General features: G+C 71.0%; 21 protein-coding genes. 7 read left to right on the top strand and 14 right to left on the bottom strand.

Going from position 1 to position 24,397, the window contains the following annotated elements; all coding sequences use genetic code 11:
* Positions 1–281: 281 nt before the first annotated feature.
* From ADY59_RS00775 to ADY59_RS00760, 4 genes are all read right to left on the bottom strand, one after another.
* Positions 282–911: a response regulator gene (locus ADY59_RS00775; protein WP_049556400.1), complete on the bottom strand. Its 630-nt coding sequence runs from the start codon at positions 909–911 to the stop codon at positions 282–284.
* Positions 908–2,134 carry a sensor histidine kinase gene (locus tag ADY59_RS00770; protein ID WP_049556399.1) on the bottom strand — a complete coding sequence of 409 codons (1,227 nt, stop codon included), beginning with the start codon at positions 2,132–2,134 and terminating at the stop codon, positions 908–910. The genes ADY59_RS00775 and ADY59_RS00770 overlap by 4 nt, the downstream gene beginning before the upstream one ends.
* A gap of 13 nt (positions 2,135–2,147) precedes the next feature.
* A complete protein-coding gene (locus ADY59_RS00765) occupies positions 2,148–3,311 on the bottom strand; it encodes a DUF418 domain-containing protein (protein WP_049556396.1) in 1,164 nt (387 codons plus the stop codon).
* A 328-nt stretch (positions 3,312–3,639) separates the two neighbouring features.
* Positions 3,640–5,130 (bottom strand): alpha/beta fold hydrolase, encoded by a 1,491-nt coding sequence (locus tag ADY59_RS00760; protein ID WP_197093364.1) that lies wholly within the window; start codon positions 5,128–5,130, stop codon positions 3,640–3,642.
* Positions 5,131–5,895: 765 nt separating this feature from the next.
* Between ADY59_RS00760 and ADY59_RS00755 the strand changes: the two genes are divergently transcribed.
* Both ADY59_RS00755 and ADY59_RS00750 read left to right on the top strand, forming a co-directional pair.
* Complete coding sequence (locus tag ADY59_RS00755; protein WP_231618473.1) at positions 5,896–6,420, top strand: RNA polymerase sigma factor; 525 nt, start codon at positions 5,896–5,898, stop codon at positions 6,418–6,420.
* Complete coding sequence (locus tag ADY59_RS00750; protein WP_049556392.1) at positions 6,417–7,457, top strand: CU044_5270 family protein; 1,041 nt, start codon at positions 6,417–6,419, stop codon at positions 7,455–7,457. Before ADY59_RS00755 ends, ADY59_RS00750 begins: the two co-directional genes overlap by 4 nt.
* A gap of 432 nt (positions 7,458–7,889) precedes the next feature.
* Here the strand turns inward: ADY59_RS00750 and ADY59_RS00745 are convergent, their stop codons facing one another.
* The 4 genes from ADY59_RS00745 to ADY59_RS00725 all read right to left on the bottom strand — a co-directional run bounded on the left by ADY59_RS00745 (position 7,890) and on the right by ADY59_RS00725 (position 11,920).
* The gene (locus ADY59_RS00745; protein ID WP_049556390.1) at positions 7,890–8,381 is read right to left on the bottom strand and encodes an SRPBCC family protein; all 492 of its coding nucleotides are present in this window, start codon (positions 8,379–8,381) and stop codon (positions 7,890–7,892) included.
* 76 nt (positions 8,382–8,457) lie between these two features.
* Positions 8,458–9,102, bottom strand: a complete 645-nt coding sequence (locus ADY59_RS00740; protein WP_049556388.1) for an SRPBCC domain-containing protein — start codon at positions 9,100–9,102, stop codon at positions 8,458–8,460.
* A gap of 670 nt (positions 9,103–9,772) precedes the next feature.
* Positions 9,773–10,354 carry a TetR/AcrR family transcriptional regulator gene (locus tag ADY59_RS00730; protein ID WP_049556386.1) on the bottom strand — a complete coding sequence of 194 codons (582 nt, stop codon included), beginning with the start codon at positions 10,352–10,354 and terminating at the stop codon, positions 9,773–9,775.
* Positions 10,355–10,396: 42 nt separating this feature from the next.
* Positions 10,397–11,920 (bottom strand): MFS transporter, encoded by a 1,524-nt coding sequence (locus ADY59_RS00725; RefSeq protein ID WP_049556385.1) that lies wholly within the window; start codon positions 11,918–11,920, stop codon positions 10,397–10,399.
* Positions 11,921–12,714: 794 nt separating this feature from the next.
* Here ADY59_RS00725 and ADY59_RS00720 point away from each other — a divergent pair.
* Positions 12,715–13,917 (top strand): thioester reductase domain-containing protein, encoded by a 1,203-nt coding sequence (locus ADY59_RS00720; RefSeq protein ID WP_053174338.1) that lies wholly within the window; start codon positions 12,715–12,717, stop codon positions 13,915–13,917.
* A 343-nt stretch (positions 13,918–14,260) separates the two neighbouring features.
* Here ADY59_RS00720 and ADY59_RS48185 read toward each other — a convergent pair whose 3' ends face one another.
* Entirely contained in the window at positions 14,261–14,416 is a 156-nt protein-coding gene (locus ADY59_RS48185; protein ID WP_197093362.1) for a hypothetical protein, read from the bottom strand.
* Between the two features lie 188 nt (positions 14,417–14,604).
* On the opposite strand from ADY59_RS48185, the gene ADY59_RS00715 reads away from it, so the two are divergent.
* Entirely contained in the window at positions 14,605–15,486 is an 882-nt protein-coding gene (locus ADY59_RS00715) for a CPBP family intramembrane glutamic endopeptidase (protein ID WP_231618472.1), read from the top strand.
* Here ADY59_RS00715 and ADY59_RS00710 read toward each other — a convergent pair.
* The 5 genes from ADY59_RS00710 to ADY59_RS00690 all read right to left on the bottom strand — a co-directional run bounded on the left by ADY59_RS00710 (position 15,477) and on the right by ADY59_RS00690 (position 20,136).
* Positions 15,477–16,166, bottom strand: coding sequence for a response regulator (locus ADY59_RS00710; RefSeq protein ID WP_049556384.1), 690 nt, complete (start codon positions 16,164–16,166; stop codon positions 15,477–15,479). The two genes, ADY59_RS00715 and ADY59_RS00710, sit on opposite strands and share 10 nt — an antisense overlap.
* Positions 16,163–17,347 carry a sensor histidine kinase gene (locus ADY59_RS00705; RefSeq protein ID WP_053174335.1) on the bottom strand — a complete coding sequence of 395 codons (1,185 nt, stop codon included), beginning with the start codon at positions 17,345–17,347 and terminating at the stop codon, positions 16,163–16,165. Before ADY59_RS00705 ends, ADY59_RS00710 begins: the two co-directional genes overlap by 4 nt.
* A 126-nt stretch (positions 17,348–17,473) precedes the next feature.
* Complete coding sequence (locus ADY59_RS00700; RefSeq protein ID WP_049556381.1) at positions 17,474–18,679, bottom strand: MFS transporter; 1,206 nt, start codon at positions 18,677–18,679, stop codon at positions 17,474–17,476.
* A 2-nt stretch (positions 18,680–18,681) separates the two neighbouring features.
* On the bottom strand, positions 18,682–19,572 hold the full coding sequence (blaOXA, locus tag ADY59_RS00695) for a class D beta-lactamase (protein ID WP_049556379.1): 891 nt from the start codon (positions 19,570–19,572) through the stop codon (positions 18,682–18,684).
* Positions 19,573–19,737: 165 nt separating this feature from the next.
* Positions 19,738–20,136, bottom strand: a complete 399-nt coding sequence (locus tag ADY59_RS00690) for a hypothetical protein (protein ID WP_156325214.1) — start codon at positions 20,134–20,136, stop codon at positions 19,738–19,740.
* 286 nt (positions 20,137–20,422) lie between these two features.
* On the opposite strand from ADY59_RS00690, the gene ADY59_RS00685 reads away from it, so the two are divergent.
* From ADY59_RS00685 to ADY59_RS00675, 3 genes are all read left to right on the top strand, one after another.
* The gene (locus ADY59_RS00685) at positions 20,423–23,302 is read left to right on the top strand and encodes an AfsR/SARP family transcriptional regulator (protein WP_197093361.1); all 2,880 of its coding nucleotides are present in this window, start codon (positions 20,423–20,425) and stop codon (positions 23,300–23,302) included.
* Positions 23,303–23,387: 85 nt separating this feature from the next.
* Positions 23,388–23,819 (top strand): hypothetical protein, encoded by a 432-nt coding sequence (locus ADY59_RS00680; protein WP_049556375.1) that lies wholly within the window; start codon positions 23,388–23,390, stop codon positions 23,817–23,819.
* An 83-nt stretch (positions 23,820–23,902) separates the two neighbouring features.
* Positions 23,903–24,364: a hypothetical protein gene (locus tag ADY59_RS00675; protein WP_049556373.1), complete on the top strand. Its 462-nt coding sequence runs from the start codon at positions 23,903–23,905 to the stop codon at positions 24,362–24,364.
* The last annotated feature ends 33 nt before the right edge of the window (positions 24,365–24,397 follow it).

The raw sequence follows: 24,397 nt of genomic DNA, 5'->3' as shown, positions 1-24,397 counted from the left end.
CCCATCGCCTGTCGCGGAGCCTGCCGCTGGAGACGTACGACCGTCGCATGCTGGAGCCCATGGCGACGCTGGGCGACGCACGACGGCGGCTCAGGCATGCATCACGCGTGGGGCCGCGCCCGTCATCACGCCTGGGATCGCCGCGACCAGCACGGCGGCCAGGGTGGCATGGCCGGCGCGGCGCTCCCGGCTCCCGGCCGGCCGAGGTGTCAGTGGACGCGTTCGGGGGCGTCTTGACGATGCCGTACGCCACGCCGGTCGGCTCCGCGGCGACGACCGGATCAGGGCAGCAGGCCGCGTGTGTAGGCGGTGGCGACGGCGGCGGCCCGGTCGGAGACGCCCAGCTTGGTGTAGATGTGCGCGAGATGGGTCTTGACCGTGGTCTCGCTGATGAACAACGCAGCGGCCGCCTCCTTGTTGGTCGCACCACGCGCCACCAGTCGTAGCACGGTGTGCTCGCGCTCGCTCAGCTCGGCCGCCCGGGGAGCGGGCTCGCGTACCCGCCGCAGGACGCGGGCCGCCACGGCGGGCGTCAGTACTGTTTCCCCCACGGCGGCCGCGCGGACCGCGCGGAAGACCTCCTCGCGGGGCGAGTCCTTCAGCAGGAAGCCGATCGCGCCGGCCGCCACGGCCGGCAGTACGTCGTCGTCCCCGTCGTACGTGGTCAGCACCAGCACCCGGGCCGACGGCACCCGCGCGGTCAGCAGCCCGATGAACTCCGCGCCGCCCAGCCCTGGCATCCGCAGGTCGGTCAGCACGACGTCGGGCTGCTCCCGTACGGCCACCGCCAGCCCTTCCTCGCCGTCACCGGCCTCACCGACGATCTTCAGGTCGGCCTGCTCGACGAACATGCCGCGCAGCCCGTCGCGTACCACGGGATGGTCGTCGACGATCACCAGCCGCACCGTCACTGTGACTCCCGTTCGCCGACCGCCGGGATGGCCGGCATGCTCACGCTCACCGCGGTGCCCCGGCCGGGCGCCGACTCCACCTCGACCTCGCCCGACAGCCGGCTGACCCGCTGGCGCATCGCGGTCAGCCCGAAGCCGTCGGCCTGTGCCGGGGTGAACCCGACCCCGTCGTCCCTGATGTCGGCCACGACCACATCCTCCATGTACGACAGGGTGACCACGGTCTTGCCCGCCCTGGCGTGGCGGGCCACGTTCGCCAGTGCCTCCTGCACCGCCCGGAACAGCGTCACCTCGACCTCGGGGTGCAACTGCCGAGCGGTTCCGGTGACGGTGAGCGTCGCGGGCACCTCATGCGTCTCGTCCCAGCTGGACACCAGCGCCGACAGCGCCTCCGGCAGCCGGGAAGCCGCCAGCGGGCCGGGCCTCAGATCGTCGAGGGAGCGGCGGACCTCCTGCAGGCTTTCCCTGGCCAGGCTGCGGGCGACGGCGAGGCGGCGGCGTACCGCGTCGGGGTCGGAGACGACCTCGTCGGCGGCTTCGAGCTGGGTGACGATGCCCGCCAGCCCCTGGGCGACGGTGTCGTGGATCTCGCGGGCCAGCCGGCCGCGCTCGCCGGCGACGCCGGTCTGGCGGGCGGCGGCCAGCAGTTCGCCCTGCAGGCCGGCGTTCTCCTCGGCGAGCCGCGCCAGACGCGCGTTGGCCTCCTCCAGCGCCTGGTTCGCCGCGCGCCGCCGTCCCACCTCGGCCTCCATCGCGCGGATGATCCAGCCGATGAACGCCGCCAGCGCCACCGACGCCAGCATCCACGGAAGCTTGGGCCACACGTCCCCGGGCTCGGACAACGCGAACGGGTCGCCCAGCAGCATGAGCCCGCCCGCGGCCACGCCGAGGTAGGCGTGGCGGCCGGGCAAGGCCACGAACGCCATCGGGAAGCAGGCGACGACCAGCAGCGCGTACGCCGGGTGCCGCGTCGACAGCACCCACGACACCGCCAGCAGCCCCGCGAAGTACACCGCCATCGGCGCCAGCGCCCTCTCCGGCCACTGCGGATGCGCCATCACCATCCAGGCGTGCCACAGCCCGGCGGTCACGGCCAGCGCCACGGTGACGGCGCGGGCGGACGGCGGGGCCGCGGAGTCGGCCACGGCGATCAGGGTCGCCACGGCCAGCACGGCCAGCGGTACGGCGTGCCAGCGCCGATCCCAGTCGCGTACCCGCACCACCCAGACCTCGCTCTCACCTACGCGGATAGACCAGGCGGCGCATCAGCACCTCGGCGGGCCCACGCGCCCCGGCCCGGCGCATCACCTCGGCCACCACCACGATGCCCGCCCAGGTGAGCAGTGCCAGCGCCACCGTGGCGGCCGATCCCAGCCTTCCGCCGAGCCCACCCGCATAGGGGGACAAAAGCGCCACGAACCCCACTGACTGTAGTAGATAGCACGTCAACGAGCGCTGGCCGCAGGCCGCGAGCGCGGTCACCACCGGCCCCAGCCGCTGTCCGATCCGCCGTCCAGGCCGCCGGCCGATGCGGTCGGCCAGGACGCCGATCAGCGCCGCGTACCCCAGCCCGCCCGCGATCCCCGTCACCACATGCACCGCGTTGAGCGCCATGACCACGACCGGATCGTGTACGGCCAGAACCCCCGCGGCGATCAGCCCCACCGGCAACCCCCCGGCCGCGCCGATCAACGGCCCCCACAGCGCCGCCCGCCGCAGCCGGTCCGGCGAAGACAGCAGCGCGCCGCGCCCCGCCCACACGCCGACCAGGGCCGCGGTGCCTACACCCAGCATGCCGAGGGGGCCCGTCACCCACTCCAGCGGCCGCAGCGCCAGCGCCGTCAGCGGGTCCTCGACGGCGAACGACCAGAAGTACGACCGCTGCGCCGTGCCTTCCGGCGTGCTGAAGACCAGAGCCGACGCCAGCGCCACGGCCACCAGCCAGCAGGCGGCCAGGACGAGCAAGGTACGGTCACGTACTCCTAGCAACCGGACCAGGACGAGGCCGACCAGCCCGTACACGCCGAGCACGTCTCCGGAGAACAGCAACGTCGCGTGGACCGCGCCGAACGCCAGCAGCCACCAGCTGCGCCGCCTGAGCACGCGCCGCCCTTCGGCGTCATCGCGGCGCCGATTCCAGATCTGCACCATGCCGTAGCCGAACAGGGCCGCGAACATCGGGTACGCCCGCGCGTCCACGACGGTCATGCTCACCGCCGAGGCCACCCGGTCGGGCCAGCCGTGCTCGATGATGTGCTGCCTGATGCCGTACGGGCGCCCGTACAGGTAGATGGCAGAGTTGGCCACCGCGATCAGCGCCAGCATGATTCCCCTGGCCAGGTCGGGGGCGAGTTGCCGCGCCCCCTGCTCCACCGGCCTCAACCGTTCGACCGTCACCACGTAGCCTCCCCTGCGTCACCGGACCTCGCGCCTCGCGCCTCGCACTGAGTGTGGGGCCAGGGCGGGGCCGCCGAATCGTGCGGCGGGGCGCGATCCGGCGGCGGACGTACGATGCCCGGCATCCCCCATTCGGAGGATGCCTGCGGGGCTTGAGGACGATTCGCGCGGCACCCGCGCCTCCACCGGCTCGACGCCGGTCACCACGGTCATGCTGCGGTGCCATTGCAGCTCAAGCCCTGCGTGATGGATTCCGAAGCGGGTCATGCGGAGTCGCACTAGGTGCCGGGCCGGCTCGCGTCGGCCCGGCACCTTCACGCCGCTGTGCCGCCTAGCCTTGCGGCTCCTCCGCCGGGCAGCGGGTGCCCTTGGCGGGGACGGTCTGCGAGATCAGGTAGCTGTCCATGGCGACCGTCGTGCACTCGGTCCTGCCGTAGACCCCGTGGCCCCAGCCCTCGTACGTGAGCAGGGTGGCCTTGGGGCCGAGCTGCCGGGCCACGTTGGCCGACCACTCGTACGGCGTGGAAGGGTCGTGCACGGTGGTGGTCACCAGCAGCGGGGTGCTGCCTCGGTACCGCAGCGGGTGCTGGGGGTTGTTGACCGGGTGACCCTGGCAGATCGGCATGTCGCCCATCGGCATCGGGTTGTACCGCATGTCCGGCGCCACCGCGTTGGAGGCGCGCATCACGTCGGCGTACTCGCGGTAGCCCCACAGCGACAGGTTCCAGTCCGAGCACAGGATCGCGGTGGGCAGCTCGGCGAACTCGCCGTTCACGGGCCAGTTGCCGGGCGGGCCGGGCATGTCGTCCGGCACCGGACCGCCGTCCAGCGCGCGCAGCACCTTGGCCTCCAGCCGCCAGGCGGGCCCCTCGTTGAGGATCACACCGAGCCACAGCAGGTTGTGGCCTCTCACCGGACGGCCGTCGCCCGGCCACAGCAGCTCGCCCCGGTCCGCCTTTTCGAGCAGTTTCTTCCACAGCGCCCGGACGTCGCGACCGTGCAGGACGCACTCGCTGTCACGCTCGCACCAGGCGACGAACTCGTCGAAGCTGTCCTGAACGGCGGCCGCCTCGCTGACCTGGAACGCCTTGGCGTCCAGGCTGTGGTCCATGTTGCTGTCCAGCACCATGGCGCGGATGCGGTCAGGGAACAGCTCGGCGTACATCTGCTGGGCCAGCGTCCCGTAGGAGACGCCGTACGAGGTCAGTTTGTCGTCGCCGAGCGCGGCGCGGATGGCGTCCATGTCACGGGCCACGTTGACCGAGTCGAGGCGGTCGTACACGGGACCGGTGAGCTTGCGGCAGTCGGAGCGCAGCCTCGCGTCGAACAGGACCCATTCGAGGTAGTCGGCCTGGCTGGTCATGACCGGGTACGGCATCTTGTTGTACACCGAGGCCGAGCAGGTCACCGAGCCGCTGCGGGCGACGCCGCGAGGGTCGAAGCTGACGATGTCGAACCGCCGCTGGATGTCCTCGCTGAAGCCGGACGGCCGCAGGATGCCGTTCACGCCGGAGTTGCCGGGACCGCCCGGATTGCTCAGCAGGGAACCGATCCGCGCGGACGGGTCGGTGGCTTTGCGGCGGGCCAGGGCCAGCTCGACCGTGGGCCCAGAGGGCTTCGACCAGTCGACAGGCACGGTCAGCGTGCCGCACTCGACCGTTGGTTCCTCCTCGCACGGCCCCCAGGCGATGCCGCGCTTGCCGACGGCATCCGTGACGTCCTGCCCGCTCACCGCGGCGCCGGCCGTCCCCGCCATCGGGACGGTTAACAGCGTCGTCATCATCATGAGGGCGGTGGCGAGCAGGGGAGTTCTTCTCAGCACATTGCTCCTATTCTCGATCGGCGCGTCGATCGGCACGCGGAGCTGCTCGCATGGCACACGAAATCGGCCCAGACCTCGCCGTGTCGGACGGCCTTGCGGGGACAGGATCAGCCCCCCGTCGAAGGTCCCCGAACCGTGGAGCATCCGGTTGTGCCTCAGCGACCCGTGGTGGGGCTGTTGACACGCCTCTCCTTGATCATGACTCCCGAATCTAACAGGCAGCCGTCGCATTGTGAGGACATCTCTTGTATTTGGACAAATGTGGCGCGATGGGAGGCCGCTCCGGCGGTGCGCCGTCCTCTCCCGTGGCGGACAGCAGCCGACCAGCGCCAGGTCGCGGGCTGCGCGGGCCGTCAGGCCGTGCTCGGCCGGGAGGGGGAGCACCTGTCCCCGCTCGGCGACGGCGCACGACCAGTTCCAGCATGTGCCTGGCCTGCACGTTGGTGAGGGCCGGCGTGCCGTCCACGATCCACAAGCGCTCCACCGCCCCGGCCCCGCGCGGGCGCGTACGGGAGCCGCTCGGCTCAGCTGTGCCGGCCGGCGCCTCCACCGAGAGGTCCTGCCAGTCATCCCAGGTCTTCTCGACCGGGGCGGTCAGCACGCCCCGGACGGATGAGGTGCGGCCATGATTTGCTCAGCGTGAATACGAAACAGGGGCACGGCGAAGTAGGCATGTCCACGTTGATTCTCTGAAAGGCAGGCATGCCCGCACCCCCTCCGCAGTCAGCTCCGCCCACCGCTGAGACTGACGCAAAGCTCATCGAGGTGTCGCTGAGCCGCCCCGAGCGGTTCGGCGCGCTGTTCGACCGGCACCACGAGGCCATTCACCGCTACGTGCACCTCCGCCTCGGCGCATCGGCGGCGGACGACATCGCCGCGGAGACGTTCCTGCGCGCCTTCCGCAGCCGTGCGCGCTACGACCTCTGCCGCCCCGACGCCCGCGCCTGGCTGTACGGCATCGCCTCCAACCTGGTCGCCGGCCATCAGCGCGCCGAGGCACGCCGGTACCGTGCCCTGGCCAGGAGCGCCGAGGTCACCGATGTCGTGAGTCACGACGAGCATGTGACCCAGCGGGTGTCGGCCGCCGTCATGCGGCCCCGCCTGACCGCCGGCCTGGCCGCGCTCCCGCCCAGGGACCGGACCGTGCTGCTGCTGGCCGTCTGCGCCGAGCTCAGCTACGACGAGATCGCCGAGGCGCTCGGCATCCCACGCGGCACGGTCGGTTCGCGGCTCAACCGCGCCCGCAGGAAGCTGCGCTCGTTCATCGACAACACAGAGGAGTCGTCATGACCAATGACCTGCACGAGATCAAGGCCTTTCACGACGCGCTGCCCGGGCCCTCCGCCGCGGCCACCGCTGCCGCGAGGGAGCTGCTCGCGGCCGAGGCAGCCGCCGCAGGGCAACCGCCGCGCACCGGCTCCGCCAGGCGCCGCCTCCTGATCAGGGCGGGCACGGTCGGCCTGGCGGCAGCCGTCGCCGCGGTCGCCTTCGTGGTCGGCGCCGACGGTGGCGCGACCCCAGCGAGCGCGGCGGAGCTGCTCCAGAAGGCCGCCACGGCCGCCGATCGGCAGCAGGCGCCGGGGGCCGACCAGTTCGTCTACGTCAACCGCATGGACCAGAACTGGATTCTCGCGATGAGCCAAGGCGAGGGCCGTTCGGAGTTCACGACGGAGATCAGTCGTGAGGCGTGGATCCCCGTCGCCGATCCCGGAAACGCGCTGATCCGTTCCGCCTACGTCAAGCGGCGTGTGCACGCCGGCCACGTTCCCAGCAGCATGCCGACGCCGGGCACGGTCACCTACCATCGCGGTCGGTGCGCGATGGAGGTGCTTCCGACGGCTGAGGCCGGGAACCTGCCCGCCGACCCCGACCGGCTGCTGGCCCAGGTTCGCGCGGACGCCGAGACCCTCGTCAGGAACGAGCAGCCCGCGCCCGGCGAGGACCAGGTCATGCGGCGGGTCGAGCGCACGGTGGCGAGCCGCCTCGTCGCCTTGGCCCAGAATCCCTTCCCCGGCCCCGGCCTGCGCGCGGCGGTGCTCAGTGCGCTGTCCAAGCTGCCCACCGCCACCATGCGCACCGACCTCGCCGATCCGGCCGGGCGCCAGGGTGTCGGCGCCTCCATCAGATATCAGGGCCCGGATGGATGGGAACGCACCGAATTGATCTTCGAGCCCGGCACCTACCGTTTCCTCGGTTGGCGGCATCTCTCCCAGCGGCCGGACGGCGGTGCGGAGGTGCTGCGCCAGGCCACCGCGATACTGGAGACCAAGGTCGTCGACGCGTTGCCGGAGATCCCGGCCGGCACTCCCGAACCGGCGACTTGCTGACACCCCCCACCACGTCCCGCTCTAGGTCTCCTCGACGCCCTCACCGTCTGCCAGGCGTAGCCCGGTGAGGCATGGGGCCGCGCCCCGCGACCAGCGCGAAGGGTCCGCTGTGGGGGAGTGGGGCGAGCAGCCGTGGCCGCGGCGGACGGTCTGCCCGGAGGCGAGGGGCATGGCGGATCGAGAGGCACGTCCGGGTCCAGGGGCAGGCGACGCGGCCCTTCCTGGTGGCATCGTCTACGTTTCCATCTCGCCGCTCTCTCGGCCGGGCCGGCCGACGCCACCAGGCGGGTCGTGGAGTCCTGGGATCGGGCCGAGCCGCGCAGGCCAAGGCGGCCACGCCGAGCGCCGTCGGGTGCCAGAGGGAGCGGCAGATGTGCGTGGCGAACAGCTCGGTTCCTGATTCGCCGAGAAGCGGTAGTTGGGGGGAGCAGGTCAGCTCCTTCCTTCGCGGACGTCCTTCCCCTGTTCGGCGAAGTCCTTGAAATCCTGCATGTGCTGTTGCGACTGTTTGTGAAAGGCACTGGGCATGAGAAGCCCCACCAGCCGCATCAGCAGACCGCTGAACCGGTATTCGCTCTCGCTCACCCAGAGCGTCGTCTCCGGATCGGCTTCGGTCAGCCGATCGCGCACGACGCTCCACATGCCCGCGCCGACGATCTCGCGGTCGAAGTGAACGACGGTCCCCCTGGGGATCCCGTGCAGGTCCGCCGGCTCCCGCCGTGTGATCGTCTCGGTGCATTCGATCTTCCGCTGCCCTGACCGCATCACGACCCGCGACCTGGTGCCGAGTTGCCCGTGTGTCCCACTCAGCGGCTCGTGCAGCACCAAGCCCCGCAGCCAGCTCGGCATGTGTGCCGGGTCGGCCAGCAGCTGGGCCACCCTCTCCCGCGGCAGGGCGATCTCGATCGAGTTGGTGTACTTCATGGCGCGCATTCCTTCCACACTTCGCATCGGTGGTGCGAGCGCCAGGGATGCTGGTCAGCCCGCCGCGGCGGGGATGTCAGGTCGGGTCGGGTGCGTAGAACTTGGTGGTGGCCTCGACTGCGGCCGCGACGTGCTCCGGTTCGCCGCCGGCGGCCAGGTGAGCCTGTCCCCAGGCCGCGGCGCTGCGCCGGATGAACTCGCGCCCTTCAGGCGACTTCTGGACCACATCGTGGTCGGCGGTCTCGCCACCGGCCAACGTCCGGGCCAGGGCGAGGAGAGCCAGGTCCCAGCCAACGCCGCCGGCACCGGGGCCGTAGACCGGGAAGAGAGGCTCCTCGACGACCGCAGCGTGGATCAGCTCGAACTCGGTGTCGCCGGTCGGGCCCGGGGCCAGGCGCACTTCCACCTCGCTCGTGCCGGGCCAAGCGTCGGCGTCCGGCCCGTAGAGCCAGGACACCTTGAGCAGACGCGGCGGCTCGCACCGGAGGATCTCGCCGTGCTCACCACCGTCCAGTTCGAACTTCCCGCCGAGCCGCAGATCCCCGGTGACCGGCCTCAACCAGCGGTGCAGCCGCTCGGGGCTGGTGAGGGCGTCCCAGACGTCGTCGATCCGCGCGTCGTATCGCCGCCGCACCTCGATGGTGTACGCGTCGCCGGCGGGCACGCTGCCCTTGCCCATTGCCCGGTGTGCGGCGGCCAGTTCGTCCAATACGTCTTTCATGTCATGTTCCCTTCGCTGGTGGATCAGCCATGTCCGCATCAGCGCCGGTTTCCAGGGTTCGACGGTGTAGAACCGGCGAGCGCCCTACGCCGAGGATGTGGGACGCCTGCACGAACATGGATCGTACCCATCTCCACTTATATAAGTAAATCCTGATATCGGCAGCAGATGAGCGCGGGGGACGCCGGCGAAGTGGAGAAGGCCGCCTTGCGTTCGTGGCGTCGGGGGTCCGCCCCGCTGGCCCATCGAACGCGTCGCGGCCTGGTGTCGAGGGATCCGCACCGGGCGGAATCGGATCACCCCGTTGGTCGCGCATCGCTGAGTGCGCGCAGTTCGACCGGGCGGCACCCCGGACGCCATCCCACAGCGGCGATCAGCCACTTGGCATACGCCTCATCTCGCGGGTCGACCCTGCCCAGCGCAGCGGCCGTTGCGGTCTCGACGGTCCGCACGATTTGGTCGAGCCAGGCGGAGAAGTCGCGCTGGAGCAGGTCCGGCACCGGTGTCGCGGCCGGCTCAGGGCCTTGTGATCCTCAACAACTGGAAGTCCCTGACCACCTTCGACAGCGAGAGCACGTACTGCCGGCGATCGAGGCGGATGGCGTGACGCCCCCGTTGCCGGCCGCCGCACGACCGGACCGTCGCGAGCGGCATCGCACGCCGGAGCCGATCACTGGACGGCCCCGGCTGGTTGCGTGTGGATGGCGCGGGCCAGGATCCGGTGCACATAGTCGGGATCGGCGGGGGCGTTGTCGATGAGGATGGCGGTGCACAGGCCGTCGGAAGCGGCGACGAGGGCGGCGACGGCCTCGGGGTCGTCGGTGAGGGTGGCCGCGAGCTCGCCGACGTTCTCTCGCCAGCGGCGGGCGACGGGCGCCAGCGCCGGGCGGCGAGCTGCCAGGCTCGACAGCTCGCGCTCGGCCAGGGCGTGGTCGCGGCCCGGACCGGCCGATTGCACGATCAGCTCGGCCAGGCCACGAAGCTTGTCCTCGGAGCCGTCGATGATCTGACGGATGCGCGTGGTGTAGGTGTCGGCGACGCTGGACAGGGCCGCGACGAGCAGGTCGTCGAGGGTGGCGAAGTAGTACGTGCTCAGGCTGGTGGTGATGCCGGCCTGCTTGGCGACGGTGCGGTGGGTGACGCCCGCGGCACCGTCCCGCGTGACGACGGCGAGGGTGGCGTCGATGATCTCGGCACGGCGCCTATTGCCCCGGGCCTTGCGCCCGTCGATGTGCTCGCTGTCGTCGCCCATGCTCCCCTCCCGTGTGTCCCAGGGTAGTCGAGCACATCACCGCTACTCCGTTTCGTCGGGCTGACTCTCCCCGAGCGGACGCACGTGCCGTAGCGCCGTCAGGCAGAGCACGGCCGCTGCGACGATCGCGACACCGGCCACGGCGGAGGCGATGTTCACTGCGCTGGTGAACGTCTGCTGCGCTTCCTGTACGACCTGGGCGGGCACCTGGCCGGCGACCGACAGCGCCCCGGAGAGACTGTCGATGAGACGCTCCTCGATCTCGGGCGGGAGGTCCGCGGGAGCGGTCACGCGAGCGGTGTAGAGGACAGTGGTGAGGCTGCCGAGGACGGCCACGCCGACGGCGATGCCGAGTTCCTGGACAGTCTCGGACATCGCGGCGGCCGATCCGGATTTCGAGGCCGGCGCGGCGCCGACGACCATGTCGGTGCCGAGGGCGGCGATCGCGCCGAGACCGAGGTAGACGAACGCGAACCCGGCCACCACCTCTGCTGCTTCCCCGGGGCCCGCGGTGGCCAGCAGCGCGTAGCCGATCACCGAGAGGCCGAGCGTGATCGCCATGACCAGCCCCGGGCGCATCCGCCTGGCGATGATCGGCGCGCCGATCGCCGCGGCGAACATCGCCAGAGCCGGCGGCCCCATCCACAGACCCGCCGCGAACGGCGTCAGACCTTCGACGAGCTGGAGGTACTGGGTGACCAGGTACATGGTTCCGCCCACCCCGACCAGCCCGATCAGCAGTACGGCCAGCGCCACGGAGAACGCCCGGCTCCTGAACAACGTGACATCCAGGAGCGGCGCGGCCAGGCCGCGCTGGCGGCGCACGAAGGCCACCCCCGCCACGATGCCGAGAACGGCGAGGATCACCGTGCCGAGGTCGGGGCCATGCGCCGCGGCGTGCTTGATCGCGTAAATCACCGGCAAGATCGCGACCAGGGACAGCGCGACACTGGCCAGGTCGAGGCGACCCGCCTGCGGGTCGGCATGCTCGGGCAGCAGCCCTCGTGCCCCGGCCAGCACGACGACCGCGATCGGGATGGCGAGCAGGAACGCCGCTCCCCACCAGAACGTATCGACCAAGGCGCCGCCGACCACGGGCCCGGCGGCCATGCCCGCGGCGAACATCGTCGCCCAGATACCGATCGCGACCGCCCGCTGACGCACGTCGACGAACATGTTCGAGATCAGCGAGAGCGTCGAGGGCATCAGCGTGGCCCCGGCGACGCCCAGCAGCGCTCGGGAGAGAATCAGCAGCTCGGCGTTCGGGGCGAAGGCTGCCAACGCCGAGACCACGGCGAACGCGGCCGTCCCGATCACCAGCAGGCGACGCCGTCCGATCCGGTCACCCAGAGTCCCCATGGTGATGAGGAACCCGGCGATGAAGAACCCGTAGGCGTCCATGATCCACAACGTCTGCGTCGCCGACGGGTCCAGCGCCTCGGCCATGCTCGGAAAGACGAGATAGAGCACGGTGACATCCAGGCCGAGCAGCGCCGTCGGCAGCGCCAGCAATCCCAGCCCCGCCCACTCCCGCGTTCCCGCACGTGGCGCGGCAACTTCTGGCATGCGATCCTCCCCGATCAGATAACTTGAACGATAGTACAACTAGTACGATCGTTCAAATATGTGGGGGGGCAGGAGGCTGTGCAGTGGCCGGCACAGGGCTGGGGTACGACGAGGTCGCCGGCACAGCCTCGGCATCCCCATCGCCTTTGAGCCCGATCGCCGCCTGCGTTCCCTCGCCGTGACCCGTCGCTGGACGGTCACCGGATGCCAGACGTTCCAGCCCGCCATGCGCGCGCTCCCGTCCACCCGCCGGGCCTCAGGAGGGGCTCCGACCCGTACCCGTTCAGGCCCTCGCGGCGCGCACGATGTCATCGGCCGAGCAGATGGCTGATGGCGCGTGCAGCCCTCCGATCGGGCGAAGGGAAGCCGTCACCGTGAGGCTGCGGCCGGTGGATGCGCATGGGATGTCATGAAGATCGATGGCCGCACAGGGAATTGGATGGGAACCGAGAGTCACTGACAATCACCGTCGTCGCCCGGTGCCCTCGGCTCGTCGTCCGGAATTCAGCGAGCACGACCCACGGCGGACCGCATTGATGCCCGGGCAGAAAACGGTAAGCGTGCTCGGTGATCCCCGTATTCCAGGCAGCTCTGCCCCACCTATCCGCGGCGCCCAGATACTGCTGGCCGAGTTGAAAAGTCATGGGAACAAAGACACCGGGACTTTATGCAGCGTGGCTGGGGTGGAGTGCGAAGCCTAAACTGCCGGACATGGGCGAAGAATTCAAATGCCGCGGCCGCTGCCGCCCGCGAATACATCGGGAAATGCGGAGAGCGCCAGGCGCGCCGACGCCATGAACACCGCCGATCTGGAGGCCCGCATCCGTCCTGACACCGTCCTGCCCGGGGACGTCGCACCGGCGCCGGGAGCCGAGCCCGTCCCCCGGCCCGGACGCGCCGTCCTGCTGACCGGCGCCACCGGATACCTGGGCGGCTTCCTCCTCGCCGAACTGCTGCTCCGTAGCGACGGTCCGATCTACTGCCTGGTCAGGAAGGACACGAAGGAGGCCCTGAACCGGGTTGCCGCCTCCTTGAGCGCGCGTGGCGCCGATCCGCGAGGGGTGCGGCGGCTCACAATGGTGCGCGGCAACCTGGCCGCGCCGCGGCTGGGCCTGAGCGACGGGCAACATCTGGAGCTGGCCCGCACGGTGGATGCCATCTACCACTGCGGGGCGATGGTCAACATGGTCGCCGGCTATCCCCTGCTCAAGAAGCCCAACGTCGACGGCACCATGGAGATTCTTCGCCTGGCCGGCCGTGTGCGACCGCTCCCGGTCCACTACGTCTCGACGGTGGGCGTGCTGATGGGAGGCTATGCCGCCGGGCTCGGCGCCATGGCGGAGGAGGATCCGCTTCCCGGACCAGGCGGCAACGGCTACTGCGTGAGCAAATGGGTGGTCGAACGCCTCATCCGCCAGGCCGCCGACCGAGGGCTGCCGGTCACGGTGCACCGGCCGGGGGCAATTCTGCCGGACAGCGCCACCGGGCTCTGCAGTTCCAGCGACTGGCTCACGCAGATCACGGTGGCCAGCGTGCTGGCCGGCTGCTCACCCGACCACGACTTCCTCCTGCCGGTCGGCACCGCCGACTTCACCAGCCGATGCATTGTAGAACTGGCCTCCCGCCCCGAGTCGGCCGGCAGGGTCTTCCACATAATTCAGCGCGAGCCGCTGCGCCTGACCGACTACTTCGACCGCGTGGCGTCCTGCGGCTATCGGGTCCCCACCGTGAGCTACGACACCTGGGTCACGGCGGTCAGAGCGCTGAACTCCGTCGGGCCGGGCCTCGTGCGCATCGCCGAGACCCTCCCGCGCATACTGCTGTCCCCGCCGATCGGCAGGCCCGCGTACGCGACCGCGACCGCCCTCACCGCCGTGCTGGGGAACACTGTCGCACCGCCGCCCCTCGACCGGCGCTACTTCACGACCCTGCTCGGCGGACTGGCCAGGACAGGAGCCCTCCCTCCGCCCGCCAGCTCCCCGTCGGTCGATTCGTGATGCGGGAGGCTACCCGCATCGCCCGGGGCGGAGGTCCCCCCGGCTGTGGTTGAACGGCCTGGAACGGCAGCGCTCGATGCGACGTCTTCCCCGCGAACGGTCGCGTGGTCATCATCCGCTGAGCGAACCAGTGGTCGACCTGGTTGATCCACGAGGAGCCGGTCGAAGTGAAGCGCAGGGGGAAGCGGGGTGGCGGGCCAGCCGCACCTTGATCGTCGGCGTCCTGTGCGTGCCGTTGTCGCCGCAGATCAGATACACGCCCAGCGCGGCGGTGCGTCTGCCCGATGACGGTGGGTCTCACGCCGAACAGGCCGGCGACTTCCCGGTCGTTCGCCCCGGTGTGTCACGCGGGCCGCCGACGACCCTCCCGGCGTGGGATCTCTGTGATCTTCGTCTGCCCGTCCAGGGTGGGGTGCTCGACCTCCAGGGTGAGCGGCCGAGGGACCATGCCGCGTACGTCGAAGAAGGACAGGCAGCCCATGTACAGCGCCCCGATCACCTCGCGGGCCTGGCCGGTCGCCGCTGGAGCGCGGGGCGGGTGACGCGGGGGGACAGCGATCCCCCGTGAGAGCTACCGCGCTGTCCGTTTCAGGGGGATGGCAGGCCCGGCTCCGGTCCCTAATCTCGCTTGAGCCCGCGGAAGACACCGCGGCAACTTGATGGAACCTGATCGAAAGGATCGCGATCGTGGCGTCCCCGGAGCACCCGGAAAGTACCCTCCCGCAAGCCGGCTCCGCCACGGGCCGTGGCCGGTTGCGCAGGTTCCGGTTCCCCGTCCTGCTGGTGACGTTGTTCGGTGTGATGGTGGTGACGGGCGGGATCAACCAACTCGTCTCGCCCGTACCGATCCTCGTGCTGCCGGTGGGGGTCGGTCTGGCCGTCGCCGCCGTGGCCTGCTACCGCCGGTTGTGCCGGGCCGTCGAGCTCCGCCCGGACATCGCCGAAGTCGGGAAGACGGCGCGATGGTCCCAGCTGCGGCGCGGGACGCTGCTCGGGGCGGGCCTGTTCGCCGGGCTGATGACGCTGATCGCGGTGTTCGGCGGCTGGCAGGAGGTGTCCTGGGGTTCCCTCGGCGGCTTCCTCGGCACCGCGGGCCTGATGGCGACTGTCGCCGTCACAGAGGAACTGCTGTTCCGCGGGGTGGTGTTCCGCATCATGGAGGAACGTACCGGCACGGTGATCGCCCTGGTCGTGTCCATGCTGCTGTTCGGTGCGATGCACCTGGTCAACGCCAAAGCCACCCTGTGGGGCGCGCTCGCGATCGCCTTGACGGGCGGAGTCATGCTGGCCGCCGCCTACATCGCCACCCGCTCGCTGTGGCTGCCCATCGGCCTGCACTTCGCCTGGAACTTCACCCAGGCCGGGCTCTTCGGTGTCACGGTCTCCGGGGCGGAAGTACCGTCCGAGGGCCTGCTGAACGTCACGCTGTCCGGCTCATCCGCGCTGACCGGCGGCGCCTTCGGTCCCGAGGCCAGCCTTCTCGCACTGCTGGTCTGCATGGTGCCCACGATCCTCCTGCTGCGGCGGGCCGCCCGCACCGGCCAGATCCGGCGCCCGCGTCAACCCTGATCGGCGGACACCAATCCCACGCGATAGGCGAGAACGACCGCCTGTACGCGGTCCCGCAGGTCGAGTTTGGTCAGGATCCGCGACACGTACGTCTTGACGGTCTCGGCGCTGATGGACAATCGTCCGGCGATCTCCGCGTTGGACAGTCCCTGAGCGAGCTGTTCGAGCACCTCCAGCTCCCGCTGAGTCAGTGCCCGCGCGACCTCCTGCAGGGCCGTCCGGGAGGAGTCGGTGGGGCGCAGGCGCTCGGCGAAGTGGCCGATGAGGGCGCGGGTGACGGCGGGCGCGAGCAGGGAATCGCCGCGCGCGATGGTGCGTACGCCGTCCACCAGGTCCTTCGGCCGGGCGTCCTTGAGCAGGAACCCGCTGGCGCCCGCCTTGAGCGCTTCGTAGGCGTACTCATCGACGTTGAACGTAGTCACCACCAGGACCTTCACCGGAGCGGCGACGCCTGGCCCGGCCAGTTGCCTGGTGGCCGCGATGCCGTCCAGGACGGGCATCCGGATGTCCATCACGACGACGTCCGGCAGCAGCCGCCGGGCGGCCTCGATCGCCGCGCGGCCGTCCGCGGCATCCCCGACGACCTCCATGTCGGGCTGGGCGGAGAAGATCGTGGTGTAGCCGGTACGCACCAGCTCGTGGTCCTCACAGATGAGCACCCGGATCGGCCTGCCGGTCATGCGGTGCTCCCGGAGGGGATGAGGGCCCGGACGCTGAATCCGCCCCCGGGCCGGGGGGCGGCGGTCAGCTCACCGTCCAGCATGTGCAGGCGCCGGCGCAGCCCGGCCAGCCCTCGTCCCCCGGACGGCACGGCGGGACCTGCCGCGAGAGCGGACCCGTCGGTGGTCACCTCGATGTCGATGTGGCCGGCGTAGTGGTGGACCGTGACCCTGGTGGGCCGGCCCGCCGCGTGCTTGATGGCGTTCGTGAGGGCTTCCTGAACCACCCGGTACGCGGCCAGCTCGACGTCGATGGGCCGCGGCAGGCGCTCGCCGTGCTCGGTCAGTTCGACGGGCTGGCCGGAGAGCCGGGCCTGTTCGACCAGGTCGGCGACCTTGCCGAGGGCCGGCGTACGGTCCGTGAGGGCGGCGTCGCCGGTCGCCTCCAGCACACCGAGCAGATACCGGAGCTCGGTCAGCGCCCGCCGGCCGGTGTCGCTGATGGCGGCCAGCCCTTGCCCCGCGCGTTCCGGTGCGGTGCCGACCAGGAACTGTGCCGCGTCGGCCTGCACCACAATGGCGGTCACGTGGTGGGTGACCACGTCGTGCAGCTCACGGGCGATGCGGGCGCGTTCGTCGGCGCCGGCCGCCAGCGCGCCGAGCCGCCGCCGTTCGGCCTCCTCGGCCCGCCATCGGCGCAGCCCGGCGCCGGCCGTCCAGATCACCACCAGAACCAGGTAGAAGGCGAGGAAGTCCAAGATCCGGCTGGGGGATCCCAACTGGTTCAGGGCGACCGCCAGCGCGGCGTAACCGGCGCTCACCGCCGCCGCGAGCGTGCGACGGTGCCGGGACTGGTGGGCTCCGGCCGCGAACAGGGCCAGGTAGAAGCCGATGCTGGCGAACGTCTGCGGATAGCTGAGCGCCTGATGGACGGCGAAGGCGGTGCCGATGACGGCGAGGCATGCCGCCGGGTGACGGCTGCGCAGTGCCAGCGGCGCCGACTGCGCCACGGTCAGCACCACCGCCAAGGCGTCGGCCGGGCGCCTCGGCAGGTCGCCGAGCTGCGCTCCGATGACGGACAGCGTCGGTACGAATGCCAGCGCGGTGAGCGTCGCCGCGAGCGTACTGTCCTTGACCCAGGCCCGCCGGGCTCTCCACCGGACCGGCCATGAGCGGACGGCCACGGGAAAGCTCGCGATCACCGGTGTAGTTTACGGCCCTCTGCCTGCACCCGGGGCACTCAGGACTTTTCGCCACCGCGCGGGCGGCAGGCCACCGCGCCTGAGCGACATGCCCGGGACGAGCCGGGATGTGCCTGGCGGGTCCTCCTACCCAGCCGAACCGCGCCGCTGGGCGGCCGCCTGTGCCGTGTCCCGGTGCTCGGTCGCCGGTCCGGGGCGGGAGCGGGCGCAGGCTGCCGCGGCGCAGGCGGTCAACGCCAGGGCGAGCAGCGCCGCTGTCGCGCCGCCCGGCCCCAGGTCGAACGCCCAGCCCACGGCGATGCCACCGGCGAACGCGAACAGGCCCGAGAGGAACGTCTGCACGCCCAGGTATGCCCCGAAACGCGTCGGGGGAGCGAGCCGGGCGATCGTCTGGAACACCGCCGGTTGCAGCAGCCCGTCGGCGAGCCCGTGCAGCGCGGCCACCAGCACCAGGCCCGTCAGCCCGCCGCCCGCGCCGGCGGCGAGCAACAGGTGGCCACCGGCGGCGAACAGCAGCCCCGCACGCAGCACGCCGGGCCGGTCGGCGCGGCCCGGCACCGCGCACCACGGCTGGACCGCGGCCGACACCATGGCGAGCACGCAGACGAACACGGTCACCGCTCCCGCGTCCACGCCGCCGAGCGGCACCACCACCGACGCCTGGTCCGTCACCAGCATCGCGGGCGTCGACACGATCGCGAACCCCAGGAAGATCCGGTCCCGCAGCACCGTCCGCACCCCGGAGGCGACCCCGCTCACGGCCCGGACGGGCGGGGCGTGACGCAGCAGTGCGAACAGGAAGGCCGCGCCGATCCACAGCGCGGCCGCGGTGAGCGCCACCAGCCAGTAGCCGACGTTCAGCAGCGCCAGCCCGAGCGCCGCGCCGAGCACCGCCGCGACCTGCAACGTCATCGTGTACGCCGCGTATCCGCGTGCCCTCCGCCGTTCGGCGAGCCCGGCCAGCAGCGACTGCGCCGCCGGATGGAACAGCGCTCCCCCCGTGCCCAGCAGCACCGCCGCGACGACCAGCCAGGGCAGGGAGGACACGGTGCCCAGCAGCGTGAACCCGGCCGCGCGCAGCAGGCACGCCAGGATGCCGATCCGCACCGGGCCGAGCACGTCCACCAGCGCGCCGACCGGCAGGGACAGCGTGTGCTGAACCAGATTGCGCAGCGCCAGCACCAGGGCGATCAGCCCGGCGGCCAGCCCCAGGCCGACTCTGAGGTGGATGACGACGTGCGCCATCGCCGCGAAGTAGCCCAGCGAGATGGCCGCCTGAATGGCGACGACCACGACGACCGTGCGACGGTCGCCGTGGTCGGAGGGAGGCATGCTCACGCGGTGGGCAGGACGTTCAGCCGGTGCAGCAGTTCACGCGCGAGAGTGGCGCGCTTGGCGGCGTCGCCGTCCTTGACGATGTCCATGTTCAGCGCGAACGTGTACACGCGTCCGCCGCGCTCGACCCACCCGGTCCACCAGCCCGTGCCGGGATCGGGGGCGTTCTGCCAGCCTGACTTGGCGTACAGCGTGTACCCGTTCTTCTCCTCCAGCTTGATCAGGTCGTGGACGGTGCGCTGGTGCTCGCGCGAGGCGGGCAGGCGCAGGGCGGCCAGCCGCTCCATGAACCGGGTCTGTTCCACAGCCGAGATCTTCAGCGGGCCGTCCAGCCAGAACCGGTCCACCTTCGTCCCGGTCTGCCGGTTGCCGTAGTTCAGCCGGTGCAGCCACTGCCGTTCGCGCTGGAGGCCGATGCGGCGGGCGATCACCTGGAACGCCGCCGCGTTGGAGACGCGAACGGCCTCGCGCATGCTCATGTCCTTCTCCCATTCGGGGAACGGCTGCGGCGTGCCGTCCCAGGGGATCACTTCGTCGGGGCTCTTGACCACGCCGGTCTGCAGAGCGACCAGCGCGTGCGGGACCTTGAAGCTGGAGGCGGGCACCATCGGCTTCTCGGCGCGCCGGCGGTCCACCACGGTCACCTTCCTGGACGACACGTCCAGCAACGCGAACGTGCCTCGCACCTTCGCCGTGTCGAACACGGCGCGCAGATCATCGCGTACAACGGTACCCGGCTTGACCTCATGGGCCGTCCCGGCCATGGCGCCGCCGCGCGGGGCGCTCTCGTGGGCGGTGGCACCGTACGCGGGGATACCGCCGAGAGTGAGCGATACGAGCGCGGCGGCGCCGAGCCCGTGACGTAGGACCTGCGGAATCGTCTTCTTCATGCGCAGAGACCATCACAGGACTTGGTGACTGTCCAATATTGATATTGATGGAAGACCTATATTCGAATCAATATCACCGCAGCTCGGACCGCTTCTTCGGGGGCGGGCGCGGGGGAGCGAACCCCGCCCGCGTCGCACGGACGCGAGCGGTGGGCCGCCGCCGGCTCAGTAGGTGGCCTTGCTCACTCCACCCACCACGTAGTTGCCGTTGACCTCGATCAGCGCCGTGTTCTCGTACCGGTGGCCGGCCTCCTTGGGCGTGTGGAGCTCCGGCGACCTGCCGAGCTTGCACGGCACGGTGGTGGACACCATGGTCCTGTCCCGGGTGATGTTGAAGATGCCGAAGATCAGGACGCACGAGCTGCCCAGCGAGCCGCGGGCGTTGATGTACACGTCACCTGACACCCGGACGCCGTTGTCCGAACTGCAGACGCCGATGTTCCAGCCGCTGCGCGCGTAATTCAGACAGCCGCCTCCGGCCGCCGTCGCGGAGGTGGGAGTGGCGGCCAATAATGCGGTGGCCATGCCCACCGCGGCCCCCGCGCTCAGGAGTTTTCTCCTCATGTTCGAGATGGGACGCTTTTCTCTGAGCTGCATCGGAGTTTCTCCTTCGTCTGGCCTGGTGCGAGCTGTCGCGGCGGATCCGGCAGAAGATGATTGTGCGGGCGTACGCTATGTGATTCATTCGTCACGTCGCGCTTTGCCGGTTCCGCCATGAGTGCGGACGTGACAAAGGTAAATGGGAGCGCCTTCGGAAAGCTTTCGCCTTTCTTGAACGGCCGTCGGCAATTGTGGTTCGATGGTTTTGCCGCTGGGCCTGCCGGGTTTCGCGCCGATGGGGGGATGCGCAGTGGAGTTTCGGCTGCTGGGCGCGTTCGAGTTGGTGGCCGGGGGCCGCCGTCTCGATCTCGGGCCGGCCAAGCAACGGATCCTGTTCGCGTCCCTGGCCGTCGACGCCGGGCACCCGGTGGCCACGGAGACACTCGTCGACCGGATATGGGACGACGCCCCGCCGCGCGAGCCCCGCAAGGTGCTGCACACCTATGTCGCACGCTCGCGCCGCGTGCTGGAGCAGGCACGACACCTCGATGACGGACGGATCGCGCTGGAACGCCGGGCGGACGGCTATCAGCTGATCATGGACCTTGATCGCATCGACCTTCACCGGTTCCGCCGGCTGGTCGAGCAGGCCCGCGCCCCTCACCGCCCGCTACCGGAGCGCGCTGCCCTGCTTGGCGAGGCCGTCGGCCTCTGGCGGGCGTCCCCGCTGGACGGGATGGCCGGGGCGTTGGCGGCGCGGGTCCGCGAGGGGCTCCGGCAGCAGCGGCTGGGGGCGTTGACCGACTGGGCCGGGGCCGAGCTGGAACTGGGCCGGCACTCACCGGTGATCGAACGCCTGGAGGAGCTGATCGTCCACTACCCGCTGGCGGAGTCCTTGGTGGCCCGGTTGATCCAGGCCCTGAGCCTGGCGGGCCGGGGTGCCGAGGCTCTGGAGGTTTACGCGAGGGCGTGCCGGCGCATCGACGACGAGCTCGGCGCCCAGCCGGGTCCCGAACTGCGTTCACTGCACGCGGCCATCCTCCGCGGGGAAGCGGTCACGCTCGCGGCCGGCGCGCCGGACCCGGTGCCGGCGCTCTCCGCCCGCGGGTCCGTACAACAGCCACGGGAGATCGATGTATCGGAGCGTCCGCAGCCGGCGCAGCTCCCGGCGGAAGTGCCGGCGTTCGCCGGCCGCACCGGAGACCTGGAACGGCTGGACGACACGCTGGGATCCGGAGACCCGGTCCGGGTACGGGTCTCGGTGATCGCCGGTATCGCCGGAGTGGGCAAGACCACCTTGGCCATGCATTGGGCGCATCGGGTGCGCCACCGATTCGGTGACGGGCAGTTGTACGTGAACCTGCGGGGCTTCGACCCGAGCGGGTCCTGCGTCGGCGCTGCGGAGGCGCTGGCCGGATTCCTGGACGCGCTGGGGGTAGCGCCGGACCGCGTCCCACCCGGCCTGGACGGGCAGGCCGGCCTGTACCGCAGCCTGCTGGCGGAACGGCGGATGCTGGTGGTGCTGGACAACGCCCGCGACGCCGAGCAGGTCCGTCCGCTGCTGCCCGGCGCGCCCGGCTGCCTGGTGCTGGTGACCAGCCGCAGCCAGCTCTCCGGCCTGGTCGCCGCGGAAGGAGCCCACCTGCTGCGACTGGATCCACTGTCCGACGCCGAGGCACGCGAGTTGCTCGCCCACCGCATCGGGCCGGCGCGGGTGGCGGCCGAGCCCCGGATGGTGGACGAGATCATCGCCCGGTGTGCGGGGCTGCCTCTCGCCCTGGTGATCGTGGCCGCCCGAGCCGCCACCCACCCGGAGTTCCCCCTCACCGCGCTGGCCGGCGAACTGCGCGACGCGCGCAATCGGCTCGATGCCCTGGCCGGTCAGGACCCGGCCACCAATCCGCGGGCGGTGTTCTCCTGGTCCTACGATGCGCTGAGCCCCGCGGCCGCGCGGCTGTTCCGGTTCCTGGGGGTGCTCACCGGCCCGGACATCGCCCTGCCCGCCGCGGCCGGCCTGGCCGGCGTGGCCGTGCACGAGGTCCGGCCGCTGCTGGCCGAACTGGCCGGCGCGCACCTGGTCGTCGAACACAAGCCTGGCCGGTACACCCTGCATGACTTGCTCCGCGCCTACGCGGTTGAGCTCGTCCACGCCGTCGACACCGAACACGACCGGCAGGAGGCGTTCCGCCGGTTGCTCGACCACTACCTGCACACCGCTCACGCTGCGACGCTGCTGCTGGCCCCGGGCCGACGCCCGATCGCACCCGCTCCCGCCGCGCCGGGGGTGGGCGCCGAGGCGATCACCGGGTCCGAGCAAGCGCTGACCTGGTTCACCGCTGAACATCCCGTGCTGCTCGCGACCGTGGAGGAGGCGGCCGCCAAGGGGTACGACGAAGAGGTGCGGCACCTGGCCTGGACGATGAGCGCGTTCCTGCGATGGCGCGGTCTGCTGCTCGACTGGGCCACCGTCGAGCAGGCCGCCCTGGACGCCTCGCGCCGGCTGGCCGATCCTCGCGGCCAGGCCCACGCCCACCGCCACCTCAGCCGCGCCTTCACCCTGCTCTGCCGCTTCGACCGCGCCCACGCCCACGCCGCTCAGGCGCTCGGCCTGGCCGTCGAGCTCGCCGATCAGCCCGGTCAGGCGCACGCACATCACGAGCTCACCTGGGCACTGTCACGACAAGGGCGCTACAGGGAGGCGCTCGACCACGCCGAGCAGGCTCTTGAGCTGTTCCGAACCGCGGGCCACCGCCCGGGACACGCCAAGGCGCTGAACGGGGTCGGCAACTGCCACGCCCTGCTCGGCCACCACGACCGAGCTCTCGTGTACTGCGGCCGAGCCCTCACCCTGTTCCAGGAACTCGGCGACCTCAACGGCCAAGCCGCATCCCTCGACGGTCTCGGCTACGCACACCACCACCTCGGTCAGTACGATCTGGCCGAATGCTGTCACCGGCGGGCGCTCCAACTGCACCTGGAGCTGGGCGATCGCATCGGCGAGGTCGAGGCGCTGATCCGTCTCGGCAACGCCCACCACGCCGGCGGCGATCACGACACCGCCCGCGACACCTGGCGGCGAGCCCTCACCATTCTCGATGAGCTCGCCCACCCCGACGCCGGCCATGTCCGCGCCCAGCTGGCCGACGCCGGGGGTCCCACCGGTGCACGGCTGTACTGGCCCCACCGGTAGAAGCCCCGCGGCGACGTCTGGTAGCCAGACGGTGCGATAGCGGAAACAAAGCCCAGCCAAAGCGGCCCTGCCTAGCGTGATCCGCATGACTCTTCGACGCATCATCAGCATCGGCGCCGCCGCCGGCGTCGCGGACCTGAGCCTCGCGGCCGCGCCCGCGGCGAGCGCGGACGACGCCGGCGACTGCAACTACCGCTACGTCTGTTTCTACAGCGGCTCCGGGCTGACCGGCACGCTCAAGCTGGAGAAGGAGGGCAACTGGAGCGGCAACGTCTCGGGCATCCGCTCCTTCTTCAACAACGGCGCGTCCGAGCCGAGCGGCGCCGACCATGTCATCGTCACCTATCAGTACTACGACAACAGCGGCAGCGGCCCTGAGCTCACCGGCAAGAAGCGCAAGTGCCTGCACTACGGCAAGGCCGACGCCGGCTCGATGCCGGGCGGCTGGCGCAACTGGGGCTCGGTGGTCACCAAGATCGAGTGGGTGAACCGCTGGCACAGCCTGTGCGGCGGCTGATGCGGGACGATCCTGCCGGTTCGATCGGAGACCGGGGCCGGCTTGCCTGGATCTCAGCGGGCGGGGGGCCGTAGGCTTTTGCGGTGGGCATGTTCACCTGCAGCCGATGCGGTACGGCGGTGACTCCGGAGCTGGCGGAAATCGGCTACCGGCCCGCCCGCAGGCCGCCTCCGCGCGAGCTCGACGAGGATGCGCCGCAGCTGATCCCGCGCGGCCGGTTCGCCATCGACCCCGATCCCTTCCGGGTCATGGTGCCCGTTCCCGGGATCGACCAGCTGGTGGTGGACGAGGGGCCGCGCGGCACGATCCTGGTGAATGTCGACGACCTCATCGCGGTGGAGCCTCATCCGAACCGCGAGGACATGGGGTTCGGATGCTGCGGCTGGCTCCCGCACGGCCCCAACCTGATCTGCGCGGCCTGTGGTCAGGGGGTCGCCGCCGAGGCGAACGACTGCGGCATGCCGTGGCACTGGGTGAGGCTCTTCCCCGACGCGGTGCTTGGCGCGCCTCCCGCCCCGTACACCGTCCGCCGCAGGGGCGAGTGACGGTTCACGCGGCGGGGGCCGGCACGTCGGGGC

The sequence above is a fragment of the Nonomuraea sp. SBT364 genome (genome assembly GCF_001083785.1).
GTDB lineage: Bacteria > Actinomycetota > Actinomycetes > Streptosporangiales > Streptosporangiaceae > Nonomuraea.
The sequence above is the reverse complement of the archived record's forward strand: the minus strand, read 5'-3'. Positions and strand labels throughout refer to the sequence as shown.